Below are 21,689 nucleotides of genomic sequence, written 5' to 3'. Positions count from 1 at the left end.
GTGGGCGGGGGCGCACGGGGTGTGCCCGCGCCGGGTGCAGGTTCGCCGCTCACGCTACCCCAGGGCGACCCCGCGCGCCTCAGCGGTTCCGGAACGCCCCGGCCACCTCGATGAGCCGGTCGTTGGCCTCGGTCTCCCCGATAGTGCACCGGGCACCCTCACCCGGGAACGGGCGCACGGTGAGGCCGGCGTCCTGGCAGGCGGCCGCGAAATCCAGGGTGTCCTCGCCCGTCGGCATCCACACGAAGTTGGCCTCGGTGTCCGGGACGGGCCACCCCTGCTCGCGGAGCGCCGCGAGCACCCGGGCGCGCTCGTCGACGAGCGCCTTCACCCGGACCTCGAGCTCGTCGTAGGCGTCCAGGCTGGCGATGGCGGCGTGCTGGGCAAGATCGGTGACACCGAACGGCGTGGCCGCCTTGCGCAGCGCGGTCGCAACATCTTCACCGGCGACGGCGTAGCCGACGCGCAGCCCGGCCAGACCGTACGCCTTGGAGAAGGTGCGCAGCACCGCCACGTTGGGGAACTCCCGGTAGAGCGCCAGCGCGTCCGGGGCGTCGGTGTCGGTGTTGAACTCCAGGTAGGCCTCGTCGATGACGACGAGCACGTGGGAGGGCACCGTGCCCAGGAACTTTCGCAGCTCGGCGTCGGTGACGTTCGGGCCCGTCGGGTTGTTGGGCGTGCAGACCAGCACCAGGCGGGTCCGGTCGGTGATGGCGGCCGCCATGGCGTCCAGGTCGTGTCGGGCCTGCTCGTCCAGGGGCACCTGCACCGATGTGGCCCCGGCCAGCGCGACCACGATCGGGTAGGCCTCGAACGAGCGCCACGCGTAGACGACCTCGTCGCCGGGCTCGCAGGTGATGGTGATCAGGTGGGTGAGTACCCCCACGCTGCCGGTGCCCGTGGCCAGGTGCGAGGCGGGCACGCCGAGCCGCTCGGACAGGGCACTGGTCAGCGCGGTGACGCCCATGTCGGGGTACCGGTTCATCGAGCCCGCGGCGTCGGTCACCACCTGCAGCACCGACGGCAGCGGCGGGTAGGGGTTCTCGTTCGAGGAGATCTTGTAGGCGGTGACACCCTCCCGGGGCTCCGCCGGCTTGCCGGGCTTGTACGCGGGCACCGCGTCCAGGGCGCTGCGCAGGCGGACGTGGGCCGGGGGCGTCGACTCGCTCATGGCCTCACTGTAGAACCCGGCATGCCACGATGGACCCATGCCCTTCCTCATCAAGGTGGTTGTCAACGGGGTGGCGCTGTGGGTCGCTTCCCTCCTCCTCGACGGGATCGAGCTGGGGGGTGACGCGGACACCACGACCACGGTGCTCACCATCGGTGCAGTCGCCCTGATCTTCGGCGTGCTCAACGCGGTCATCCGGCCGATCCTGCTGTTCCTGTCCCTGCCGCTGCTGGTCCTGACCCTCGGGTTGTTCACCTTCATCGTGAACGCCGCGATGCTCTCGATCACCTCGTGGCTGTCCGGCCAGTTGGGCCTGGACTTCACGGTGCACCAGTTCTTCTGGGACGCGATCCTGGGAGCCCTGATCATCACCCTGGTCTCCATGGTCCTCAACGCCGTCCTCCCGGACGGGCGGTGAGCGGCTGATGGTCACCCCGGCACCGCACCGCGTCCCGACCTCCGGCGGTGACCTGCCGGCCCACCTCTGGCTGCCGTCCGGCGACGGACCGCACCCCGGTCTGGTGGTGCTGCAGGAGATCTTCGGGGTGAGCCGATACGTCAGGGACCGCTGCGCCGACCTCGCCGACCTCGGGTATGCCGTGCTCGCGCCGGAGATCTACTGGCGCCTGGACGACGCGGACATCGACGAGGACGACCCCGAGTTCCTGCAGCGCGCGATGGCGGTCGTGGGGCGACTGGACTGGGACCTGGCGGTGCAGGACGCCCTGGCCAGCGCCGAGGACCTGGCCGCCCGACCCGACGTTGCTGGGGTGGGCCTGGTCGGCTTCTGCTTCGGCGGTGGACTCGCGTTCCAGACCGCCGCGCAGGGCGATCCCGCCCTGCTTGTCAGCTACTACGGGTCGGCGCTGCCCCAGCTGACCGGGCTCGCCGAGCAGGTGACCTGCCCGCAGTTGCACCACTTCGGCACGGCCGACAACTACATCCCGCAGGACCAGGTCGAGCAGATCCGCGGGGCGGTGACCTCGCAGGGCTCCCGGGAGGACGTCGAGTTCGTGCTGCATGAGGGCGCCGGTCACGCCTTCGACAACCCGCACCCGCTGTTCCACGACGCCGCCGCGAGCCAGGCCGCCTGGGAGCAGACGGTCGACTTCCTCGGCCGGCGACTGCCGACGACAGGCTGACCGGGGCCCGACCTCAGCGCCCGGCGCGGTGCGACACCGCGTCGAGGAACACGCCGGTGATGTCCGCGGGGTCCTCCGCGACATACGCCCGTCCCCCGGTCGCCTCGGCGATGCGCTGGAGGGCGCCACCGTCCACGGACGGACCCATCCCGACGAGCACCACGGTCACCGGACGCTCCGGGTCGGTCCGCGACTCCAGCTCGGTGATCAGCTCGTCCTCGGACAGGCCGCCGGTGCTGTCGTCGTTGACGCCGTCGGTGAGCAGCACGACGGAGTTGACGTAGTCGGCGTCGTAGGTCTGCTGCATGTGCTCAAAGGCGGCCAGCACCGTGTCGTGCAACCCGGTGTCCCCCGTCGTGGCGTCCTCGTCCAGCTCGGTCGCCGTCTCCAGCAGCAGCTGGGACTGGGTGCGCATCCCCACCTGCTGGGTCAAAGTGCGGATGGGCACCAGTTCGGCGTGGTCCTGCCCGTTCGGTCCGCGATCCGTCGAGAACTCCCACAGGCCCACCTGCGACTGCGGTCGCATCAGGCTCATCGCCTCCTGGGCCGCGGCCGTGGCGATACCGATGCGGGTGGTGTCCCCGACCTGCTCGTCCATCGACCCGGAGACGTCCAGGACCGCGAGCATCCGCTGCTCCTTGGTCAGCGTGGCCCACCTGCTCGTGGCGGCGGTCACCTGCTCGGCACCGGGCTGGGCGGACAGCGCCGGGGACTGCTCCGGTATGCCGTCCACGCCGGGGCCCTCGCCATCCTCACCGGGGCGCAACCCGGCCCCGGCGAGCGCCCCGGCACCGTCGTCGGCTAGCAGCGCCTGGGCCAGGGTGTCCGCGGCCTGGTCGGCCTCCCGGCCCGGCACGGCGACGACGGGGAAGCTCAGCGTCCCGAGGCCCCCGTCGGGCACCAGGGCGGCGAGATCCTCGTGAGCGGCCACCAACTGCTCGCTGCCGGGGAAGACCACCGCCTCCCCGGCGGTGGCGGCCTCCACCAGCTCCTCGACCGGGGTGAAGTCGCGGCCGATGCTGACCAGCACCCCCGCGGCCTGCTGCTGCCCCGCCTCGTCGTCGCCGAACGCGGCCTGGGCGCTGAGCAGGGTGAACAGGCTGGACACGTCCTGCTGGGGGTCCGCGGCCCGCAGCGGTGCCCCAGCCTGCAACAGCTCCGCCCAGCTCGCCCCCGGCTCGACCCCGGCGTCCCCGAGGACGTCCGCGGGCCCGACCAGCGCGATGGGGCTGGTCGCCACCACCGGTCCCGACTCCACGTCGGCGCCCTGGGCCGCGGCGAGCTCCACCCACAGGGTGGAGTCCGGCACCCACACGTCGGGCGTCTCCTCGTCGCTGCCCCCTGATCCGGCCAGACCGGCCACGACGAGGGCCGCGGGCCGGGCCTCCACCCGGAACTCCGCACACGGCGTGGCCGCGTCGGCCGCGACCTGCTCGAGGACCTCGGCAATCTGCGGGGCCGCGGCGACGAGCACGGTCTCCGGCTCCTGGCAGTCGGCGTCTGCGCCGTCTGCCGTGGCGGAGGCACCGGCCTGATCAACGGGCGGCGCCGGGGCAGTCGTGGGGGTCGCGTCGGCGCCTCCCTGGGAGCCGGCTTCGTCGGCCCCGGCCTGCCGCCCGGCACCATCGCCGCCGGTCAATAGGGAGTACCCGCCGAACACCGCGATGACCAGCAGCACGGCGGCGGCCAGCGCCCCGATCAGGCGCCCGCGTGGGTGCGCCGCTTCGGCGCGATGTCTGGACACGATCCGACAGCGTAGCCCGGTGTGGGCTCAGACCAGCACGAAGTAGGTCACCAGGCTGCCGGCGAGGGGGTCGACCCGGTGCAGCGCGAGACCGGGCCGGGCCCCAGGGTCGATGAGCCCCTCTGGGGTGCCGTCGCTGTGCCAGGGCAGCTGCCCGAGTGAGTGGACGCCCGGTGCCACGACCAGCGGCCGGCCGGCGAAGGTCGCCGATGTCGCGGCGTGGGTGTGGCCGACCAGGGTCCCCACGACGTTCGCCCGACCCTGCAGCAAGGCCCCCAGGGCCTCCGGTCCGCGCAGCCGCAGCGTGTCCACGACCGGGTGGCCCAAGGCGACCGGTGGGTGGTGGAGTGCGAGGACGACCGGCCGGGACGTGGCGTCCAGCTCGGCGGCGAGCCACTCCAGGGTCGACCCGGCGAGCTCTCCCGCGAACTCCCCGGGGACGCTGCTGTCCACCAGCAGGAACCGCAATCCGGCGGCGTCGATCGCCCGGTTGAGCTGGGACTCTGCACCCAGCACCCCCAGATGGTCGCCGAACACGGACCGGTCATCGCTGTTCCCCGGCAGGAGTAGCACCGGCGCCGGGACGGCCTCGCCCAGGGTCTGCTCGAGGAACGCCAGCTCGCCGGAGGCGACGGCGTGCGCCGCGGCCTCGGCGACGTCCCCCGGACGCTGGGTGAGGTCCCCGGTCACCAGCACGACGTCGGGGGGCGGGGTCAGCCCGGCGAGGAAGTCGGCGACACGTTCCAGCCGGAGGCGGCACCCCTGTGTCCCGTCCAGATGGGGGTCGGCCAGGTGCGCCACGCTGACGGTCGGCATACGAAAGAGTCTGTCCGACGGCGCCGCCCGGCGCCGCCGATTTCTTACCCAACCTTTGCCGTCAGGCTCTTGCCCTCCTCTGCCCGGCTCCGTAGGGTCACCTGAAATCGGACATCAGACATCTGACAGCCACGACGAAAGGTCCCCTGCCGTGCCCACACCCCGCACGTTCCGCACGCCCCGACCGCGCAGACGCCTGGCGGCCCTCGCCGCGCTCACGCTCCTGGCGGGTCTCGCCGCGCCGGTCGCCGCCCTGCCCGCGGCGGCAACCCCGGACGACCCGACGCAGCCTCCCGGCACGTGGACCTCGACCAACCTGGGCGCGGACCGCACCCCGGAGAACTTCTTCTACCGCATCCCCGCCCTCGCCCACCTCGGCGACGGGGTCGTCCTGGCGTCGTGGGACGCCCGCCCCGGCAGCGCCGCGGACGCGCCGAACCCGAACTCGATCATCCAGCGGCGCTCCACCGACAACGGGCAGACCTGGGGTCCGCTGGAGATCATCGCGGCCGGGCAGGAGGACGGACCCGACGGGCCCCGGTTCGGCTACTCCGACCCCAGCTACGTCGTGGACCGGGAGACCGGCACGGTCTTCAACTTCTTCGTCTACTCCAAGGACCAGGGCTTCCACGGCAGCGCCTACGGCAACGACGACGAGGACCGCCAGGTGATCAGTTCGGCGGTCATCTCCTCCGAGGACGGCGGGCAGACCTGGAGCGAGCCGCGACTGATCACGGACGTCGCCAAGACGGCCGAGGGAGAGACCGTCGACGGCGTCTACCAGCCGGTGCCCGGCGACATCCGCGCCAACTTCGCGACCTCCGGCGAGGGGATCCAACTGCGCTACGGGGAGTATGCCGGGCGGCTGGTCCAGCAGTACGCCGGCACGGTGCTCCAGGAGGACGGGTCCACCGCGATCCAGGCCTACTCGGTCTACTCCGACGACCACGGCCAGACCTGGCAGAAGGGGGAGAACGTCGGCACCGGCATGGACGAGAACAAGGTCGTCGAGCTCTCCGACGGCCGGGTCATGCTCAACTCGCGCGACAGCAGCAACGGGCGCACCCGCCTGGTGACGATCTCCACCGACGGCGGCGCCAGCTACGGCCCGGTCGAGCGCGACCACGCCCTGCCCGACCCGACCAACAACGCGGCGCTGATCCGGATGCATCCGGACGCCTCCGAGGGCAGCGCCGAGGCCCGCAAGTTGCTGTTCACCAACTCCAACAACGGGGCCAACGGCGACCGGGTCAACGGCGCCGCACGGGTGAGCTGCGACGACGGGCAGACCTGGCCGGGCCTGCGCACGCTGGACCCGGGCTTCTTCGCCTACTCCAGCACGACCGCGCTCGACGACGGCCTGTTCGGGGTGCTGTGGGAGAAGAACTACACCGACAACATCCAGTTCAGCACTTTCGACGAGGCATGGCTGAACTACGTCTGCGCCCCGGTCGAGGCTCCGGAGCAGGACCTGGCGCCCGGGGACACGGTCGCGGTGCCCGTCACGGTCACCAACCAGGAGGACACCCCGCTGACCGGGACCGTCAGCATCGCAGCACCGGCCGGTTGGGCGGCGGACGACGCCGGGGTCGAGGACCTGCCGCCCGGGGAGTCGACGACCGTCGAGGTGTCGCTCACGGCGGCGGACGACGCGGAGGGGACGCACCGACTCGCGACCATGTTTACCGCCGCCGACGGCAGGGTCGGCCAGGGCACGACCACGGTCCGCCTCCCTGCACCCCTCGGCGCCACGCTGGGCGTCACCCACACCAGCGCCCCGCGTGACGTCGTGACGGACCCCTACGAGGCGGGTGAGGAGTTGAGCTTCACCGTCCGGGTCACCAGCACCAGCGCGGTCACGACCGACGTCACCCCGCTGGCCGCGAACTTCAGCACCGGGTTCCTGCCCACCGCCTGCCGCTGGCTCGGTCTGCCCGCGTTGGACGCCTACAACTGCACCACCCCGCGTCGGACGCTGACCGAGGAGGACGTGGAGCGCGGCTGGTTCACCCCCGAGTTCGGCTTCACCGTGGCCGCCACGGGTGACCCCGACGACACCACCACGGTGGAGCACACCGGCGCGGCGATCCCCCTGCGCGACGGGCTGCTGGGCGCCGAGATCGTGGGCACCCGCGGCGACGGGGACCGGGACCTGGGAGCCGACCCGTATGCCGTGGGAGACCAGGTGCCCTACTCGTTCCGGGTCGACAGCACCGCGCCGATCACCACGACGATCACGCCGACCGGCGGTGACTTCGACCCGTTCGTGCCGCCCGGCCCCGGCAACTGCCGCTACCAGAACCTGCCGGCGTTCGACGGCTACACCTGTGCGACGCCGCGCCACACCGTCACCGAGGAGGAGCTGGCGCACGGCTTCTTCGTGCCCCGGACTACCTGGGAGGTGACCGCGGCGGCGCAGTCCAGCGCGGAGCTGGAGGTCGACGGCGGTGAGGTCGACCTCCTCGTCAGGGACCCGCAGCTGGAGGCCGGCCTCACCCCGGTCTGGGAGGACGTCGACGGCGACGGGCAGGCCAGCATCGGCGACACGGTGACCTACACCTCGACGCTGGAGAACACCGGCAACGTCACGCTCACCGAGGTCACGGCTCCGGGCCTGGAAGCGCGCACGCTGACGACGGGCGAGACCGTGGAGCTCGCAGCCGACGTCGTGGTGCTCGACGAGGAGGACCTCGCGGCGGGCGAGCTACCGCCCCGGTCCTTCGAGGCCACCGCGGCCAACGGCAGCCTGAAGGTCACGGCGAGCGGAGAGGCCGGCCCGTTCCCGCTGGACACCACCCCGGCACACCCGGCCTGGGACGCCGACACCGTCTACCTGGCCGGTGACCTCGTGACCCATGACGGCGCGGTGTTCGAGGCGCTCTGGTGGACCCGCGGCGAGACCCCCGGCGGGAGCCCGTGGGGCGCCTGGCAGGAGATCGCCACCGACGAGGACGGCACGGCCCTGTGGACCGCGTCGCGGGTCTTCGACACCGGCGACGTCGTCCGGCACGATGGGCAGGACTACGTGGCGCAGTGGTGGACCCGCAACCAGGAGCCCGGCGACCCCTGGGGCCCCTGGGAGCCACTGGCCTGAGGCCGCGCTCGGGCCCTGGGCGCCGGACGGACGCGGCGACCGGGCCTCTCGTCGCCGGGCCCCGACGGGGGGTGGGGTAGTTCGCTGTACCTATGGGTGCAGCGAACTACCCCGCCCCCGCCCTCTCCTCAGTTCTCGGGACGGCGCAGCGGGACCCGCTCGCCCCAGGTGAGGCAGCGCCACACCCACTCGGCGGGACCGTACCGGTGCCGCCGCAGCCACAGCGGGCTCCACACCGCCTCGACCGCGATGATCACGGTCGTCAGCACCCACACCATCGCGGCGTCCGGGACGTCTCCCTGCAACACACCGGCCCCGCAGTGCCGGACGACGACCCGCGCGCGGCCGTGCTTTCCCGCGTGGTGCGGGAGGCCCTGGCTAATGCACGCGCGCACGCCCCCGGTGCCCCGTGCGCCGTGCACCTCGCCGCCCAGTCAGGAGCGGTGCGACTGCTCATCCGCAACGGTCCCGTCCCGGACGCGGACGTGTCGGGCGAGGAGCCCGGCGCATCCGGGAGGCGCCTGCTCAGCCGCGGCGCCGGCCTGGGGCTGGCAGATCTCCGGCAGGTGGTCGCGGACAACGCCGGGACGCTGACCACGCGCCGGACGCCGGAGGGCGGGTTCGACATGGACCTCACCCTCCCGAACGTTCAGCCCACCCCTGCGGGGTCGTCGTGCTCCGGGTCCTCCTGGTCGACGACGAGCCCCTGGTCTGTCGCTACCTGGAGGACATCCTGTGCGCCGACGACCAGGTCGAGGTGGTCGGGTGGGCCCACGACGGCCCGGCCGCCCGACGCCGGGCGGCCGACCTGCGCCCGGACGTGGTGCTCTTGGACCTGCGGATGCCCGGGGGCGACGGGCTCGAGGCGATCCAGCCCGTCCTGGCCGCCGCGGCAGGCACCCGCGTGGTGGTGCTCACGGCATACGACACCCCGCGCGACATCGACCTCGCGCTGCGCCGTGGCGCGCACGGCTACCTCGTCAAGTCCGGCGATCCCGCCGACCTGGTCCACGTGGTCCACAGCTCGGCGGCCGGCCACCGCGTGCTCGCGCCCCGGGTCGTGCGGCACCTGATGGGCGAGACGGACGACCGCCAGGTCCTCGAGCGGATGATCCGGCGGACGCTGACCGAGCGGGAGCTCGAGACGGTGCGGGCGCTCGCCGCGGGACTGTCCAACGCCCAGATCGCCGCGGAACTGGGAATCAGTGTCCCCACGGTGAAGGGGCACGTGTCGTCCCTGGTCCGCAAGCTCGGCTGCGACAGCCGGCTCCAGGCGGGGCTGCTGGCCCACCAGGCCGGTCTCGCGACCCGGTGACGTCCACGGCTCAGGTCGGGTCGCGCAGCTCGCCGTCCTCGAGGTAGAGCGGGTCGGCTCCGGCATCGGCGGCCAGGACGTGCGCCAGGTGCCGCGCGACATACGGGGCCACGTGGTCGGCCAGGTCCTCGGGACGGCACCAGTGCACGGCCCGCAACTCGGAGCGTTCCAGGACGACCCGCTCGGCGACCTCGGGGTGCACCCCGAGGTCGAAGACCAGCAGCACGGCGTCCTCCCACTGCCGGTAGGGCGGCAGCCAGTTCACCGCGAGCAGCGGGCCCGGATCGAGCGCGATGGACAGCTCCTCCCCGATCTCGCGGGCGACCGTCTGGGCGGGGGACTCCCGCGGGTCGACCACCCCGCCGGGCAGGTCCCACTCCCGCTTGTAGACCAGCTCGCAGAGCAGGACCGCGCCGGCGCCGTCCCGGATCACGCCCTGCCCGATCACCCGCTTGGTCGGCAACGTCGCGTTCAGCATCGAGATGAACCCCTCACGGGTGCCGGGTGGCGCGTCGTCGACCAGCCGGGCCAGCCGGATCAGGTCGATCGGTGTCCCGTCGGGGTCGGTCCCCCGGGCCCGCGACGTCCCCTCGGGGCGCAGCCCGGCGCGTTGCAGGGTGCGGCGCAGGTCCCGTGCGCTGGCGGGCACCTCGACCTCCACCCGCCGCGTCCCGGAGGCAAAGGCGGCCTCCAGGACCTCGCTGACGGCGTCGCGGGCCGCCGGGTCGACCCACCAGGGGGCGCCGTCTGCGAGGGAGTCCCCGTCCCAGGTCAGGACCCCGACGCCGTCGGCGGCCGGCTCGACCCGCAGCGCCACCCGGGGACCCGACACGCCTCAGCCGCCCCGGACCGGGTCGCCCGTGGCGGTGGCCCCCGTGGCGGTGGCGGCCGGCGCTTCCTCGTCGGCCAGCAGTCCACGCCGCAACGCCCACACCTCGAAGGCCCAGGTGGTGAACGGCGGGATCGCCGCGGCCAGCCCGAGCAGCGTGACCTTCCAGTTCCACCCGAAGATGCTGGCGGTCCCGAGCGTCACGATCACGTAGAGGAGGAAGATGGCGCCGTGGATCGGCCCGGCGACCTGCACCCCGACCTCGGTGGTCCCAGCGACCCACTTGAAGTACATCCCGACGAGCAGCAGCGCCCAGGACACCGCCTCGGCGATGGCGACGACGCGGAAGATCTGGCGGGCGAACGGCCGGAACCGCAGCACCTCGGTCAGGTTCATGCCACGTGCCTGCGACTGGTGATGACCCGGAACCGGTTCGCCACGAACGCGGCGTCGGTGTAGGCCGCGTTGGCCGCGGGGTTGGCACCCGTCCCGTGGAAGTCGCTGAAGGCCGCCGTCTGGTTGACGAAGATCTGGCCGGTCAGGTTCTCCGACAGGGCGACCCCGGCCCGGGCCGCGGCCCCCCGCGCCTGCTGCAGCACCTCCTCGGAGGAGGAGTAGACCGACGCGGTCATCGCCCCGTGCTCCCGGACCGTCCTGGCGAAGGTCTCCAGCGAGGCGGCGGTGTCGTCGGTGCGGATCACGAACGCGACGGGGCCGAAGCACTCCTGGGTGTATGCCGTGTCGTTGGCGGCGTCGACCCGGATCAGGGCGGGGACCCGGACGACGGCGTCGGGGAACGTGGGGTGGGTGATCGGGCGCGAGTCCAGCACCACCTCACCGCCGAGGCGTTCCGCCAGCGCAGGCACGTCGGTCGCCCGCCCCCGCACGTCGTCGTTCACCGTCGCGCCCAGGATCTCCACGGCCCGGGTGTCGTCGGCGTTGAACTTCGCGATGGCGCCGGCGAGCTGCTCGGCGACCTCCTCGAAGGTCAGGTCGCCCTGGTCGGTGCTGATCCCCCCGGCGGGGACGTAGATGTTCTGCGGGGCGGTGCACATCTGCCCGGAGTACAGGGAGAAGGAGAAGGCGAGGTTGCCCAGCATCCCCTTGAGGTCGTCGGTGGAGTCCAGCACGACGGTGTTGAGCCCGGCCTTCTCGGTGTAGACGAGCTTGCCCGCGGCTGCCGCCTCGGTCTCCAACCAGCCGCCGAAGCCGGGGCCGCCGGTGTAGTCGATGATCGCCACCTCGGGCCGGAGCGCGAGGGTCTTGGCCAGGCCGTCCCCGTCGTCCTCGGCGGCCAGCTGCACCAGGGCCCGGTCGAAGCCGGCGTCCTCCAGCACGTCGCGGGCGATCGCCACGGTGAGCGCCAACGGCAGCACGGCCCGCGGGTGCGGCTTGACGACGACCGGGTTGCCGGTGGCCAGGGACGCGAAGATCCCGGGGTAGGCGTTCCAGGTCGGGAAGGTGTTGCACCCGATGACCAGGCCGATCCCGCGCGGGACAACCTGGTAGTCCTTCTGCATCCGGATCGGGTCGCCCTTGGTCGGCTTCTCCCACAGCACCGAGGCCGGCACCCGCTGCTGCTCCACGAGCGCGGCGGCCACCGCCTCCAGGGCCCGGTCCTGGGCGTGCGGCCCGCCGGCCTGGAAGGACATCACGAACGGTTGGCCGCTGGTGTGCATCACGGCGTGCGCCATCTCGTGCGACCGCGCGTTGATCCGCTCGATGATCTCCACGCACACGGCCGCGCGGACCTCGGCGCCGGCGTCCCGCCACGCGGGGAGCGCGGCGAGCGCCGCGTCCATCGCCGCGTCGACGTCCAGCCGGGGGTAGCGGACCCCGAGCTCGGGGCCGTAGGGCGAGACCTCGCTGCCGGCCACCTCGCCGGTGCCCGGCTGGTCGGCCAGCGGCGCAAAGTCGGCGTTACGGGTCTGCTCGAAGGCCCGCTGGCCGTCCTCGGCGGCGGACTCCCCATAGACCCGCGGCGACGGGGACTCGGGGTAGCGGGAGTAGTACTCGCGCGTGGTCAGGGCGGTGGTGGCCGCGTCCAGGACCTCGCGGTGGGCATCGAGGAGCGGGTGGGTGGGGGCAGTCTGGGTCACCCCGCCAGCCTAACGCCGCGGCGGGACCGGCACCGTGGGGTGGCCGACCGGGCAGTGGCACCATGTGGGCATGACGCAGCCGTCCCTGACCTCCCTGCAGAGATCGCCCGTTGCCGTGATCGGCGCAGGAGCCATGGGCGCGGGGATCGCCCAGGTGGCCGCCCAGGCCGGACACGTCGTGCACCTGGTCGACGCGGCGCCCGGGGCGGCGGGCACGGCTCGGGAGAAGCTCGCCGCGACCCTCGACCGGCTCGTCACCAAGGGCAAGGTCACTGCCGAGGAGGCCGCGGGCACGCTGGAGCGCGTCGTCGTGCCGGCAGGTGACACCCTCGCCCTGGCCGCGCTGCCCGAGGTCGGGCTCGTGATCGAGGCGGTCGTGGAACGGCTCGACGTCAAGCGGCAGATCTTCGGCACCCTCGCCGAGCACCAACCCGCCGACACCGTCCTGGCCAGCAACACCTCCAGCCTGGATATCACCGCGATCGCCGACGGGCTCCCGGCGGCGGGTCGGGTCATCGGGCTGCACTTCTTCAACCCGCCCCCGCTGATGAGACTGGTCGAGGTGGTCCGTGGCACCGGCAGCGACCCCACCGTGCTGGAGACGGTGGCCGCGCTGGTCCGCACCTGGGGCAAGACGCCCGTGCAGTGCACGTCCACGCCCGGCTTCATCGTCAACCGGGTGGCCCGTCCCTTCTACGGCGAGGCCCAGCGGATGGTGCAGGACGGCACCGCCGATCCCGCCACCATCGACCTGGCGCTGCGCGAGCATGCAGGCTTCCGGATGGGCCCGCTGGAGCTGACCGACCTGATCGGGCAGGACGTGAACCTCGCGGTCGGCACCAGCGTGTGGGAGCAGACGGGGCAGGACCCCCGCTACACCCCCACCGACTACCAGCAGGACCTGGTCGCCTCCGGTCGCCTCGGGCGCAAGACCGGTCACGGCGTCTTCCGGTATGCCGAGTCCGGGCAACCCGAGGACGCCACCCCGGACACGGGGCTGGCCGATCGCCTGGTAGGCGGGCCGGTCGTGACCGACCCGGTGGCCCGCACCCTGGCGATGTTGGTCAACGAGGCCGTCGACCTGGTGCACCGCGGCGAGGCCACCGCGGAGGACGTCGACACGGCGATGAGGCTGGGCACCAACTACCCGAAGGGGCCGCACGAGTGGCTCGCCGAGATCGGCGCCGCGACCGTGGTAGGACAGTTGCGGGAACTGGACGCCGCCTTCCCCGGCGGCCGCTACCGGGTCAGCCCGGCCCTGGAGGAGATGAGCCGATGAGCGATGCCGACCTAACGCACGTGCGCGCCATGTGGGCCGACGACGCGGCCTCGGCCCACCTGGGCATCGAGTGCCTCGACGTCGGCCTGGAGGACTCCCCCCGCGGCCCGCGCGGCCACGCCCGGACCCGGATGCCGGTGACCGACACGATGGTGAACGGGCACGACATCTGTCACGGCGGCTACATCTTCACCTTCGCCGACTCCACGTTCGCCCTGGCCTGCAACGCCGGCGGCTCGCTCACGGTCGCCGCGGGGGCGGACGTCACCTTCGTCACCTCGGCCCGCCACGGCGACGTCCTGCTCGCCGAGGCCCGCGAGCGCACGACATACGGCCGCAGTGGGGTGACCGACGTGACGGTGACCCGCGAGTCCGACGGCGCGGTCGTCGCCGAGTTCCGCGGCCGCTCCCGTTCGATCAAGCCACCCACCCGCTGAGCCAGCGCGCACCCCGGCCGCCCGAGGAGGACACCGATGTCACTGCCCGAGATCACCCCCGCACCCGAGTTGTTCGACGAGGCGGAGACCTGGTCGGTCGACCAGTTGCGCGCGGCCCAGTTGAGCCGCCTGCAGGAGGGCGTGCGGCGCGCCTACCGGGTGGAGCACTACCGGCGGCTGATGGACGAGCGCGGGGTGCATCCCGACGACATCCGGGGCCTGGAGGACGTGCGGCTGCTGCCGTTCACGACCAAGGCCGACCTGCGGGAGAACTACCCGTTCGGGATGTTCGCCGTGCCGCGCCAGGAGTGTGTCCGCGTGCACGCCTCCTCCGGCACCACGGGGCGGCCGACGGTCGTGGGCTACACCCGGGGCGACATCGAGATGTGGGCAGGTCTGGTGGCGCGCTCGCTGCGTGCCTCCGGGGTGCGGCCCGGGGACCTGGTGCAGGTGTCCTACGGGTACGGGCTCTTCACCGGCGGCCTCGGCGCGCACTACGGGGCGGAGCGGCTCGGCTGCACGGTGATCCCGATGAGCGGCGGCCAGACCGAGAAGCAGATCCAGCTGATCAACGACTTCGGACCACGGGCGATCATGGTGACGCCCTCCTACTTCCTGGCGCTGTTGGACCAGCTGGAGGCGACCGGGCAGTCCGCCGACTCCACCTCGTTGGAGATCGGCGTCTTCGGTGCCGAGCCGTGGACCGAGGCGATGCGCCAGGAGATCCAGGAGCGTGCCGGGATGCACGCCTGCGACATCTTCGGGCTCTCGGAGATGATGGGCCCCGGGGTGGCGCAGGAGTGCGTGGAGACCAAGGACGGGCTGCACCTGTGGGAGGACCACTTCCTGCCCGAGATCATCGACCCGGTCACCGAGGAGCCCGTCACCGACGGGGAGGTCGGCGAGCTGGTGCTCACCGCGATGACCCGTGAGGCGATGCCGGTGCTGCGCTACCGCACCCGGGATCTCACCGCGCTGCTGCCAGGCACCGCCCGGCCGGCGTTCCGGCGGATGGCCAAGGTCACGGGGCGCTCGGACGACCTGATGATCGTGCGGGGCGTCAACGTGTTCCCGACCCAGATCGAGGAGCTGGTGCTGGAGCTGCCGGGGTTGACCCCGCACTTCCAGTGCGTGCTCACCCGGCCGGGCCGGATGGACGAGCTGACGGTCAACGTGGAGGGCTCGCCTGAGCTCAGCGGGGAGGACCGTGACCGGCTGGCCCGCGACCTGGCGCACCGGATCAAGTCCCGGATCGGGACCACCGCGCAGGTCGTGGTGCTCGGCGAGGGCGGCATCGAACGCTCCGTCGGCAAGGCGCGTCGCATCGTGGACGAGCGCGGGCTGCGCTGAGCGGGGCAGGCTGAGCGGGGCGGGTGCGGCCGGGCGGGGCCTATCCCCCGGGGGAAGGACGCCGTCACAACTGGGTCACGAAACTCCGGGAACCATTGTCGGCGCCAGTGACTCCTGCATAGCGTCAAGGGCTCGGTGCCGACAGGGGACACCGGGTCGAGGTCTCGTGCGGTGAGGGAGAGCGAATGGGTCCGCTGGCGCTCGTCCTCCATCGCGCCCGTGCCGGTCTCGGTCTCCTGCTGACCATCCTGCTGCTGGCGGGCGCCACCACCGCGATCATCGCCGGGACGCTGGGCTACAGCGGGGCCGCGGCGACCGTGGCAGCCCGCCAGGCGCTCACCGACGCGGTGCCTACCGAGGCGGGCATCCGGGTGCAGACCCGGGTGGCGCCCGATCCCGCCGCCCAGGACACGGCCGCGCGCCGGATCATCGAGGAGGCGTTCTCCGGGGCCGACGTCAACGTGCAGTACACCCGGGTGTCCGAGCCGCGCTCGGTCGCCGACCACGAGGGCCGCCTGATCGCGCTGGCCAGCAGCTCGCTGCAGTCCGCCGACCCCGACTTCGCGGACCGGGTCACCCTCGTCGACGGGGCGTGGCCCGACGCGCCCGACCAGGGCGGCACGGTGCCGGGGGCGCTGCACGCCGGCGCCGCCGAGCGGTGGGAGGTGGCGGTCGGTGACACCCTCACCGTCGGCGATGCCGAGGTGACGGTGAGCGCGTTGTGGCGGGCCGTGGATCCCCAGGCGGCGTTCTGGTTCGGCGACCCGCTCGTCGCCTCGGGCGGCACCGAGGGCGAGGTCGGTCCCCTGGTCGTCCACCCGGACGCCATCACCGCACTGGGCGGCACGCCGTTCGCCCGGTGGACGGTGCAGCCCGACCCCGACGACATCGAGCCCGCCGACATGCCCGCCCTCGCCGCGGCCGCCTCGCGGCTGCAGTCGGCGATGAAGACCGACGAGGTCGACGTGCGTGGCGTGACCGTCGAGGGCGACCTGGCACCGACCACGGCCACGGCCGCCCGCAACCTGGCCACGGCGCAGGCCCTGAACGTCGTGCCGGTCATCCTGCTCCTGCTCGTCAGCGTGATCGCCATCGTCCAGCTCGCCCGGCTGCAGTCACAGTCCCGCAGCGGCGAGGTGGAGCTGCTCATCGCCCGTGGCGCCGCCCGACGCCAGGTGCTCCGCTGGACCCTCCTGGAGTCCCTGGGCACCACGGTGCTGGCCACCGCGCTCGGCATCGGGGCCGCCCTCCTGGTGATGCGCTACGTCCCGGCCGGCGACCAGCAGACGGCGACGGTGGTGCGCACCGGGCTCCTCACCGGGCTCGCGGTCCTGCTCGCCCTCGCGCTGATCGCGCTGCTCCAGGTGCGGGCCCTGGCGGCGCGGTCCGCGACCGACCGCTCCGGGCGCACCCGCACCGTCGCCGCGCTCGGCACACTCCTCCTGACCCTCGGGGCGGCGGCCCTGTCCTGGTGGCAGCTGCGCCGCTACGGCTCCCCGCTGGTCACCGGCGACGACGGGACCCTCGGCACCGACCTGGTCGCCGGCGCCGCGCCGGCACTCCTGCTGGCTGCCGTCGCGGTGGTCGCGATGGCCCTGCTCGGGCCGGCCGGGCGCCTGGCCGAGGCGGTCAGCCGGGCCGGCCGGGGACTCGGCGTGCACCTCGCCTCGGCCCAGGTGTCCCGCCGCCTGGTGGTGTATGCCGTGCCTGTCGTCCTCACCGTCCTCGCCGTGGGGGCGACCACCGTGTCCGCGATGTACGCGGCCACCTCGGCGCACCTGCGGACCCAGCTGAACGCGTTGAGCGAGGGCGCCGACGTCCGGGCCGAGCTGGCCAGCGCACCGACCAACCTGACCCCCTCCTTCCTGGTGCCGCCGAGTGCCCTCCCCGTCGTGCAGGACGACCCCGGGACGACCGCGGCGATGCCCGTCTGGCAGACGGAGACCCGCCTGGGAACCGCCGGGCCGCAGGCCCAGATCCTGGCCATGCCGGCCGACCTGATGACCGAGATCGCGCACAGCCCGGAGGGGACCGACCCCGAAGCCCTGCGGTCCCTCCTGCAGCCGGCCGACTTCACCGGCTGGGGATCCCTCGAGCTGCCGGAGGGAGCCACCGAGGTCACGGTCGACCTGACCATCGAGACCTCCCTCGACCAGGACCAGGAGCAGCAGCTCGAGGAGCTCCTGGAGCAGTTGGGCACGTGGTGGCTGGAGAGCCTCGGCTCCGAGGGCGGCGACCAGATGCCGGAGGAGTGGATCGAGGAGCAGACCGAGGAACTGCGGGTCCAGAACACCGCGTGGTTCACGGCGACCATGCCCGCCACGCTGACCGCCTGGGTCCAGGACGCCGACACCGGGGTGGTCGCCCCCGTCGTGCTGGACGCGGTGGAGTACGGCTTCGACATCGAGCGGGACGGCACCGAGGTGACCAGCGCCCCCCTGGTCAACGAGGGCAGCACCACGCTCACCCTGCCGGGGAGCGGCCAGCAGCGGCTCCTCGGCCTGACCCTGGAGGTGCATGAGGTCGGGGCCGGCCACCTGATGGACCTGCGGATCACCGGGATCTCCGCCGACGCCGACCCGTCCACCAACCTGCTGGTCGGTGCCCCGGACCTGGGCTGGGGGGATGCGGAGCTCACGATCGAGCAGGACCCCGAGGCGGGGACCCTGGGATTCCGCGAGTCGCTGGGGCAGCACTTCTCCTACTACGAGAACTCCTTCCCGCGGACCGTGCGGATGCTGCCGGTGGAGCCCGCCGAGTCGGACGCCGCCGCTGGAGCCGGGGGCGGATCGGGCTTCGCCGTCGTCCGGCCCGATCCCGTCCCGGTCGCGGTGACCAGCTCCCTGGCCACGGCCAGCAACCTCGAGGTGGGCTCGCGCGTCACGCTGAACGCCTTCGGGGTGCCGGCGGACGCGGAGGTCGTCGCGCTGGTGGAGGCGGTCACCGGCACCACCTCCCCCGAGGCCCTCCTCGTCGACAGCCGGACCATGGCCGCCCTCTCCATGCCGCTGGAGCGTGCGCTGGGCCAACCGCACCAGGTCTGGATCGCCAGCGAGGACCCGGCGATCACCGTCGAGACGCTGGGCGCCGATCCGGCCTTCGCCACGGTGACGGGGCCGGGCACGGTCAGCGTGACCGACGCGGCCTCCGCCGTCCGGCTCGTGTTCTGGGTGGCCTCCACGGGAGCCGTCCTGCTCGCCGTGACCGGGATCGCCGCGGTCTCCGCCGCACTGCTCTCCGCCCGGCGGGCCGAGGTGGCGGTGCTGCGTGCGCTGGGGATGACACCCGGCCACCAGGCGCGGTCGCGCGGCGCAGAGTTGCTCGGCGTGGTGGGTCTGGCGGGTCTGCTGGGCCTCGCCGCCGGCTGGCTGGTCAGCGCCCTCGTCATCCCGGACCTGGCCCGGAGCACCACCGTCAGCGGGCAGGCGGTGCTGCCCGCACCCCTGCATCTTGAGGTGGCGCCCTGGGCCGGCCTGCTCGGCCTGCTGCTGGTGGTGCTGCTAGCCCTGATCACGACCCTGGCCTGGCGGGTCCGCGCCCAGGCGCTCGACAACGAGTACCGGGAGGAGATCCGGTGAGCCACGACGCCAGGCACCGTGGAGGGCGGCGGCTCCCCGGCGCAGCAGGCCTCGGGGTCCGCCAGTTCACGGCCGATCCCTGGGTCTCGCTCGCCCTGGCCCTGATGGTGGTCCTGGTCGTCTTCACCACCACCCTGTGGCCGCGCTTCGTCCTGGAGATGAACGGCGACCAGGTGGCCCACGAGATCGACCAGCTGTCGGCGACGCGGCAGGACGTCATCGCCCACTCCTCCACCACGGTGGCCGCCACCCCGGACCTGCCGGACACGGTCGAGGGCGCGTGGGGGGACCTGCAGGAGGGGCTGGAGCGGCTGCGGCAGGAGCAGGGGGAGCCACTGCGCTCGATGCTGCGGCCCGCGCAGTTCCTGGTCGACCTCGGACAGGCCCAGGAGACCCGACCGCCCGACAGCGACAGCGACATCTCCTTCATCACGCTCCAGGAGCGGGTGGACCCCTACCTCCAGGAGCACGTCGAGCTGGTGGAGGGCGACTGGCCGGACCTGGTCGTCGACCCCACCAGCTACGTCACCGTCGACGACCAGGGCAACGTCATCATCTCGGAGGTCGAGCAGGCCCGGGACCCCGACCCGGTGCCGGTGGTCCTGCTGGAGGAGTCCGCCGACCGGCTCGGCTGGGAGGTCGGTGAGGAGTTCGAGAAGTGGGTGCTGAGCGGGACCTATCGCCCCACCGACCCCGAGGACCGCCGGTGGGAGCACCACACCAACGGCGCGACCCTGGGCACCCTCTTCGACGGCAACCGTGGCGTCCTCGGCTTCGCCACCCTCTACCTCAACCCGGCCAACCCCGGCTCCGTCGGTCCGCCGACGGTGGCGGGCTTCAGCTACTGGTACGGCCTGAACCCCTCGGCCGTGCGCGGCGACGAGGTGGACACGGTGACCAGCCAGATCCTCGGTCTCGCCGCCGCCGACGTGTTCCTGACGGAGGAGGACCCGGAGACCGGCGCCACCCCCGTCCGGGTGCGGTTCTCCTCGGAGTCGGTCGGAACCTTCCAGGACCTGTCCGCCCAGCAGCGGGCCACTGCCTCGATGCTCGCCGTCGTGGCCGCCGGGCCCGTCGGTGTGACCCTGGCCGTCTTCGCCCTCGCTGCCCGGCTGATCATCAGCCGGCGCCGCTACGCCCTGGCACTGGCCAGCGCCCGCGGTGGGTCCCCCCGGCAGGTGCGCGGCCTGCTGGCGGTGGAGGGGTTGATCCTCGGACTGCCCGCGGCCGCGGCCGGTTATCTGCTGGCCGGGTTGGTCCGCCCCGCACCGAGCGGCTGGTCCGAGATCGTCGTGGCGGTCTGCGCGGGGCTGGTCCCGGCAGCCGCACTGGCGCTGTCGGCACGGGAGGACTCGCTCCGCGAGACCCGCAGCGACCTCGCGGCCCGGTCAGCCAGCCGGCTGCGGTGGATCGTCGAGACCGTGGTGCTCGCCCTCGCGGCCGTCGCCGTGTGGCGCCTCCTCGAGCGGGGCCTGACCGGCATCGACGTGACCGCGCCGGCGGAGACGCCCGCCCCTGGTGCGCCTCCCGGAGCGGCGGCACCCCTGGCACAGGTGGACACCGGTGTCGACCTGCTCATGGCGGCCACCCCCGTGCTGCTCGCGCTGGCGGCCTGCGTCCTGACGCTGCGGCTCTATCCGCTGCCCGTCCGCGGCCTCTCCACCCTGTTCCGCCGAAGCACCGGCCTGATCCCCTTCCTCGGCTCCGCCCGCTCCGTCCGGGACCCTGCGGGCGGACTGGTCCCGGCCCTGGCGGTCATCCTGGGCGTCGGCGTGGCCGTCTTCTCCACCCTGATGTCCTCCACGATCAACCACGGAGCCGAGTCCGCGGCCTGGAACGACAACGGCGCCCAGATCCGGCTCTCCGGGCCCCGGTTCGACGAGGACATGCTGGAGCGGATCCGGCAGGTCGACGGCGTCGCCGAGGTCGCCGGGGTGCGGGAGGCCGGACGGTCCGCCGACCTCAGCGGCGAGGTGACGCAGGCCGGCGTCAGCATCTACGTGGTCGACTCCGGCCTCCCCACGGTCCAGGCCGGTGCACCCCTGGTCGGGCAGTTGCCCGAGGAGCTGTTCGCCCCGACCACAGCCACCCAGATCGTCACCGGCGGGCGGCTGGAGGGTGACACCGGGTCGGGGCAGCTCTCGACCGTCGGGCCGGTGGACATCGTCGGCCACATCGACCAGCTCCCCGGGGTGCGCACGGACGCCAACTTCGTGGTGGTCGACCGTGCCCAGTGGGAGCAGGCCGGCAACCAGACCACCGTGGCCACGGTCGCCCTGGTCTCCGTCAGCGACCCGGCGCAGCGGGAGCAGGTCGCTGCCGCGCTCGACGAGGAGATCAGCAACGCCCTCGTCGAGACCCCCCAGGAGCGGCTGGAGGCCTTCCGGTCGGCGCCGGTCACCTCGGGCCTGGGCCAACTCTTCACGGCCGCCGTGATCCTCACCACCGTGCTCACCGTGCTCGCCATCCTGGTCGTTCAGTTGATGGGCGCCCCGGCACGGGCCAAACTGCTCGCGGTGCTCCGCACGGTCGGGCTCCGGCCCGGCCAGGGACGCTCCCTGACCGCCTGGGAGCTGGGCCCGTTGCTGGCGATGGCCTTCGCCGTCGGGGCCCTGCTGGGGGTGGCCATCCCCTGGCTGCTGCTCCGCGCAATCGACCTCACCGGGATGACCGGCGGTCAGTACCAACCCACCCTGCACCTCGACTGGGGCCAGCTCGGCCTCGTGGTCGGGGCCATCCTGGCCGCGGTCGTCCTGGCCGTGACCCTGTCCGCAGCGACCGCGAGCCGCACCAACCTGGCCCAGCAGCTGCGCGTCGGAGAGGAAAGGTAGCCAC

At 73.1% G+C, this 21,689-nt stretch carries 16 protein-coding genes and 1 pseudogene; 10 read left to right on the top strand and 7 right to left on the bottom strand.

The genetic code is table 11. From position 1 onward, the window contains the following. Positions 1 to 79 precede the first annotated feature (79 nt). Entirely contained in the window at positions 80 to 1,171 is a 1,092-nt protein-coding gene (gene hisC, locus AC1QRC_RS04170; RefSeq protein WP_484205559.1) for a histidinol-phosphate transaminase, read from the bottom strand. A 37-nt stretch (positions 1,172 to 1,208) separates the two neighbouring features. Here hisC and AC1QRC_RS04165 point away from each other — a divergent pair, with 37 nt between their 5' ends. Together AC1QRC_RS04165 and AC1QRC_RS04160 are read left to right on the top strand one after the other, a co-directional pair. Next, a complete protein-coding gene (locus tag AC1QRC_RS04165; RefSeq protein WP_484205558.1) occupies positions 1,209 to 1,589 on the top strand; it encodes a phage holin family protein in 381 nt (126 codons plus the stop codon). A gap of 7 nt (positions 1,590 to 1,596) precedes the next feature. Then, positions 1,597 to 2,313 carry a dienelactone hydrolase family protein gene (locus AC1QRC_RS04160; protein ID WP_484205557.1) on the top strand — a complete coding sequence of 239 codons (717 nt, stop codon included), beginning with the start codon at positions 1,597 to 1,599 and terminating at the stop codon, positions 2,311 to 2,313. Positions 2,314 to 2,326: 13 nt separating this feature from the next. On the opposite strand, the gene AC1QRC_RS04155 is transcribed toward AC1QRC_RS04160, so the two are convergent. Further along, positions 2,327 to 4,057 (bottom strand): VWA domain-containing protein, encoded by a 1,731-nt coding sequence (locus AC1QRC_RS04155; RefSeq protein ID WP_484205556.1) that lies wholly within the window; start codon positions 4,055 to 4,057, stop codon positions 2,327 to 2,329. 27 nt (positions 4,058 to 4,084) lie between these two features. Beyond that, complete coding sequence (locus AC1QRC_RS04150; protein WP_484205555.1) at positions 4,085 to 4,873, bottom strand: metallophosphoesterase; 789 nt, start codon at positions 4,871 to 4,873, stop codon at positions 4,085 to 4,087. A 151-nt stretch (positions 4,874 to 5,024) separates the two neighbouring features. On the opposite strand from AC1QRC_RS04150, the gene AC1QRC_RS04145 reads away from it, so the two are divergent. Next, a complete protein-coding gene (locus AC1QRC_RS04145) occupies positions 5,025 to 7,967 on the top strand; it encodes an exo-alpha-sialidase (RefSeq protein WP_484205554.1) in 2,943 nt (980 codons plus the stop codon). 128 nt (positions 7,968 to 8,095) lie between these two features. Here the strand turns inward: AC1QRC_RS04145 and AC1QRC_RS04140 are convergent, their stop codons facing one another. Then, positions 8,096 to 8,275, bottom strand: coding sequence for a DUF418 domain-containing protein (locus tag AC1QRC_RS04140; RefSeq protein WP_484205553.1), 180 nt, complete (start codon positions 8,273 to 8,275; stop codon positions 8,096 to 8,098). A gap of 12 nt (positions 8,276 to 8,287) precedes the next feature. Here AC1QRC_RS04140 and AC1QRC_RS04135 point away from each other — a divergent pair. Both AC1QRC_RS04135 and AC1QRC_RS04130 read left to right on the top strand, forming a co-directional pair. Further along, a pseudogene (locus AC1QRC_RS04135) lies at positions 8,288 to 8,602 on the top strand (ATP-binding protein); the annotation flags it as partial. A 38-nt stretch (positions 8,603 to 8,640) separates the two neighbouring features. Then, complete coding sequence (locus AC1QRC_RS04130; protein ID WP_484205552.1) at positions 8,641 to 9,282, top strand: response regulator; 642 nt, start codon at positions 8,641 to 8,643, stop codon at positions 9,280 to 9,282. A 10-nt stretch (positions 9,283 to 9,292) separates the two neighbouring features. Here the strand turns inward: AC1QRC_RS04130 and AC1QRC_RS04125 are convergent, their stop codons facing one another. From AC1QRC_RS04125 to paaN, 3 genes are read right to left on the bottom strand one after another with little or no spacing between them, the layout of a single operon-like run. Continuing rightward, positions 9,293 to 10,099, bottom strand: coding sequence for an NUDIX hydrolase (locus AC1QRC_RS04125; protein ID WP_484205551.1), 807 nt, complete (start codon positions 10,097 to 10,099; stop codon positions 9,293 to 9,295). Between the two features lie 18 nt (positions 10,100 to 10,117). After that, positions 10,118 to 10,507: a DUF3817 domain-containing protein gene (locus AC1QRC_RS04120; protein WP_484205550.1), complete on the bottom strand. Its 390-nt coding sequence runs from the start codon at positions 10,505 to 10,507 to the stop codon at positions 10,118 to 10,120. Beyond that, positions 10,504 to 12,210 (bottom strand): phenylacetic acid degradation protein PaaN, encoded by a 1,707-nt coding sequence (gene paaN / locus AC1QRC_RS04115; protein WP_484205549.1) that lies wholly within the window; start codon positions 12,208 to 12,210, stop codon positions 10,504 to 10,506. The genes AC1QRC_RS04120 and paaN overlap by 4 nt, the downstream gene beginning before the upstream one ends. A gap of 70 nt (positions 12,211 to 12,280) precedes the next feature. Here paaN and AC1QRC_RS04110 point away from each other — a divergent pair, with 70 nt between their 5' ends. The 5 genes from AC1QRC_RS04110 (at position 12,281) to AC1QRC_RS04090 (ending at position 21,685) form a co-directional block, all read left to right on the top strand. Next, positions 12,281 to 13,489, top strand: coding sequence for a 3-hydroxyacyl-CoA dehydrogenase NAD-binding domain-containing protein (locus AC1QRC_RS04110; protein WP_484205548.1), 1,209 nt, complete (start codon positions 12,281 to 12,283; stop codon positions 13,487 to 13,489). After that, on the top strand, positions 13,486 to 13,926 hold the full coding sequence (paaI, locus tag AC1QRC_RS04105) for a hydroxyphenylacetyl-CoA thioesterase PaaI (RefSeq protein WP_484205547.1): 441 nt from the start codon (positions 13,486 to 13,488) through the stop codon (positions 13,924 to 13,926). Before AC1QRC_RS04110 ends, paaI begins: the two co-directional genes overlap by 4 nt. Before the next feature lie 36 nt (positions 13,927 to 13,962). After that, complete coding sequence (locus tag AC1QRC_RS04100; protein WP_484205546.1) at positions 13,963 to 15,276, top strand: phenylacetate--CoA ligase family protein; 1,314 nt, start codon at positions 13,963 to 13,965, stop codon at positions 15,274 to 15,276. Positions 15,277 to 15,461: 185 nt separating this feature from the next. Further along, positions 15,462 to 18,854 (top strand): FtsX-like permease family protein, encoded by a 3,393-nt coding sequence (locus AC1QRC_RS04095; RefSeq protein WP_484205545.1) that lies wholly within the window; start codon positions 15,462 to 15,464, stop codon positions 18,852 to 18,854. After that, entirely contained in the window at positions 18,851 to 21,685 is a 2,835-nt protein-coding gene (locus AC1QRC_RS04090; protein WP_484205544.1) for an ABC transporter permease, read from the top strand. Before AC1QRC_RS04095 ends, AC1QRC_RS04090 begins: the two co-directional genes overlap by 4 nt. Positions 21,686 to 21,689: the final 4 nt, after the last annotated feature.

This window comes from Ornithinicoccus sp. (genome assembly GCF_057176825.1).
The sequence above is the reverse complement of the archived record's forward strand: the minus strand, read 5'-3'. Positions and strand labels throughout refer to the sequence as shown.